4 protein-coding genes are annotated in these 2,953 nt (G+C 64.5%); 1 reads left to right on the plus strand and 3 read right to left on the minus strand.

All coding sequences use genetic code 11. The annotated features are described in order from the left end of the window. The coding region (locus tag Q1V87_RS14155; RefSeq protein WP_300594207.1) for an AAA family ATPase at nt 1–1,114 on the plus strand (1,114 nt) is incomplete at its 5' end. A 16-nt stretch (nt 1,115–1,130) separates the two neighbouring features. Here the strand turns inward: Q1V87_RS14155 and Q1V87_RS14160 are convergent. From Q1V87_RS14160 to Q1V87_RS14170, 3 genes are all read right to left on the minus strand, one after another. After that, complete coding sequence (locus Q1V87_RS14160; protein ID WP_300594210.1) at nt 1,131–1,757, minus strand: hypothetical protein; 627 nt, start codon at nt 1,755–1,757, stop codon at nt 1,131–1,133. Between the two features lie 17 nt (nt 1,758–1,774). After that, a complete protein-coding gene (locus tag Q1V87_RS14165) occupies nt 1,775–2,599 on the minus strand; it encodes a hypothetical protein (protein ID WP_300594213.1) in 825 nt (274 codons plus the stop codon). Nucleotides 2,600–2,621: 22 nt separating this feature from the next. Continuing rightward, nucleotides 2,622–2,953 (minus strand): hypothetical protein (locus tag Q1V87_RS14170; protein WP_300594216.1); only part of this gene is annotated, 332 nt, incomplete at its 5' end.

Below are 2,953 nucleotides of genomic sequence, written 5' to 3' on the forward strand. Positions count from 1 at the left end.
TGATCTGCCCAACGAGGAAGAGTTGCTGACCGAGATCACGAGCATGGTGGACGCACATCGCGCCCAGGTGCAGATCTCATGGCAGCGAGACGAACTCCGCCAGGCTGCGTCCACCCTTCTCGGGGTGACCCAGACGGAGGCGACCAACGTGATAGCGACGATGCTCGCGAGGGGCAGCCTGGCGCAGGAGGACCTGACCAAGCTTAGCGAGCACAAGGACCGGATCTTCGGGGAACTGGCAGGCCTCGAGCGGGTCAAGCTGCGCGACGACTACAGAGTCGGGGGCCTGCGAAACCTCCGCAACTGGCTGCGAAAGAAGTCGGAGTTGATGCGCGCGGACTTCTCGGGTCTTGCCATCAAGCCGCCCAAGGGTGTGCTCCTGGTCGGCGTCCCGGGCTGCGGGAAATCGCTGTCTGCCAAGACGATTGCCCAGGACTGGGGGCTTCCCCTTTACCGCTTGGACATGTCGGCGATCCTGGGGATGTACGTCGGACAATCGGAAGGACGTTTGAAGGAAGCCTTGGAGACGGCGGACCGGGTCGCTCCCTGCGTGCTCTGGATCGATGAGATCGAGAAGGCGCTTTCTGGATCGAACGACGGCGGAACGTCACGCCGGTTGGTCGGGCAATTTTTGTACTGGCTGCAGGAGTCGACGTCGAAGGTCTTCATGGTCGCCACGGCGAATGACATTTCGGCGTTGCCACCGGAGCTGACCCGAAAGGGGCGCTTCGACGAGATCTTCTTCGTGGACCTCCCTGACCGTTCGGACCGGGAGGAGATCCTGCGACTGTACTTCACCTCAAAGGCTCGTTTCGACCTGCCCCCGGATCTGTGCGCTCGCTTGCTCGATGCGACGGAGGGATTCAGCGGTGCGGAGATCGACGCTGTGGTGAACGACATCGCTCTGTCAATGTTCAACAACCACCAGTCCGCGATGTATGACGATGAGACGGTGCTCTCGTTCTTCGAGAACACCATTCCGTTCTCCCAGTCGAACCCTGAAGACCTCGCCGAGATCCGAGCCTGGGGCTCTTCGCGAGCGGTTCCCGCAGGTACCGCTCCTGTGCTTCCGAGCTTCGACGGCGGGGCCGGAAGACGTATCGTGCTGGTGTGAGCGTCCCCATCGTGGGTCACGACCAGAGCTGACTGACCCCTCTCAGAGCTTCGTCTCGCCCGGCTACTGTGGTGAAGTCTGGGTTCTCGACGTCCCCGCCGACGTGATGCGAAACAGACCAGCTCTCGCCCGCTCGCCGGACCGCGATGGTGGAGTCACTAGCGGCGCGGAGTCGATTCACCACGGCGGTGGAGTTGTCGTAGTGGTCCAGGAATCGGCCGGTGGAGTCGGCGGCGAAGTCGGCGAGCGTGCGCTGAGGGTTCAGGGGAACGACCTGGTATTGGGTCCCCCGTGTCGCGCTCACCAGGACGCGCCCCGCGGGACCGGATGCAGCGACGGCGACATCCATCATCTCTCCGCGGATGAAGCCGAAGCGGACCCACTCCTCCGCCGCCGCGACGACGAGCGCGACGGTCTCGGCTTGGCCGGTGGCGGTTCTTAACTCACCGTCCGCGAGGACGAGACCCCGTTCGACCAGGGTTTCCAGGCCCTTCAGGGGATCGGTGACATCGGGCGGTACGAGCGTGAGACCCAGGACTTCCGCCGTCCTGAGGGCGCCCGCGGTCTGAGTGAATCCGAGGAGAGCGCTCACTTCTGCGGGGGTGAGCAGGAGCGCGGACTCGCGAAGTTCCTTGTCATCCATAGGTCGGGTAGCTCCGTTCACGCTGAGTCATCATGTGTGCGAGGTCCCAGCAACGCCGTGGCAAAACTGGCGAGGTGTAGGCTGACCGGCTTCTCCCCGCCCCACCGGTGAGCGATCAGTCCCGCTCCGGCCCAGCCGAGTTCGAACGCCGTCAGCATGAAGGGTGCAGCAGCTCCAGCCAGCAGGATTCCGAGGCCGACTACGCCGACAGCATAGGTGATGGCGCCGTCGGCGGCCAGGTACCAGTCACGTCTGTACAGGCCGCGGGCCAGGTCCCATCCGCTCGAGAGTATTCCCAATGCGGTGAACGCATGGCCTACGGCTTGCAGGAGCTCGGGAACCGGTCCGAACGCATCTATGACGGCGTTGATGCTTCCCACGGATGGACTGATGAGATCCACGGCAAGGTCGGTGGAACGCGCTGCGGGGAGAGCCTCCGGGCCGAAGACGACGGCGAAGGAGAGTTCGGCCAGATCGTACTTGGAGGGGTCCCGCAGGCGATCATCCGGCGTCGCGGACTGGCTCGAAGCTGCCAGTGCCGCGGACGGCGAGGTGCGGACGAGATGATGAACGATCTGGCGGAGCAGCCTGTCCAGTTCGGACGAGGACTCCCAGACCGCCCGCAGGTCGCCATAGATCGAACCGAACGCCACACGGATGTCGGCAAGGTCTGAGCCGGCCTCGCCGCGGTCGCCGGCGGCGGCGATGGAGGCCGAGAGCTCTGAGAACTGCGACGCGAGTGCGTCGACCTCTCTCCTGACGTCCGCGGCCCACTTCTCAAGCGCGTGATCTCGTCCTGTCGCCTCGACCTTCCTGGCGATCTCTTCGAGGGATGACGGCATCGCGGGTCCCCAGATCCAGCGGTCAGCGAGCTGCCGACGCGTCATCCTCGCGGCGCGCGCTCATGCGCAGCCTCTCAGCGAGAGACGCCGCGATCCGTGCCATCTGCTCGGTCGCTCGCGCCATGTACTCTTCGTGCTGGCCCACCTCGTTGAGCAACGAGATTCCCCGGTTCGAGAAGTTGTTCGCGTCCCCCCCGATCGTGGCGTTGAGTTCGTCGGCCATTCCGCGCAGATGAGTCGACATCGTCCTCGCTATCACGGTGACGCGCTTGGCCTGATCTGCGAACCGCTCCGCCTTGACGGCTGCTGCGCGGAGGGCATTCCCGTTGTCCGACATCGTCGTGAGTTGACGCT

Origin of the sequence: Microbacterium sp. (assembly GCF_030149085.1) — a bacterium.
Lineage (GTDB): Bacteria > Actinomycetota > Actinomycetes > Actinomycetales > Microbacteriaceae > Microbacterium.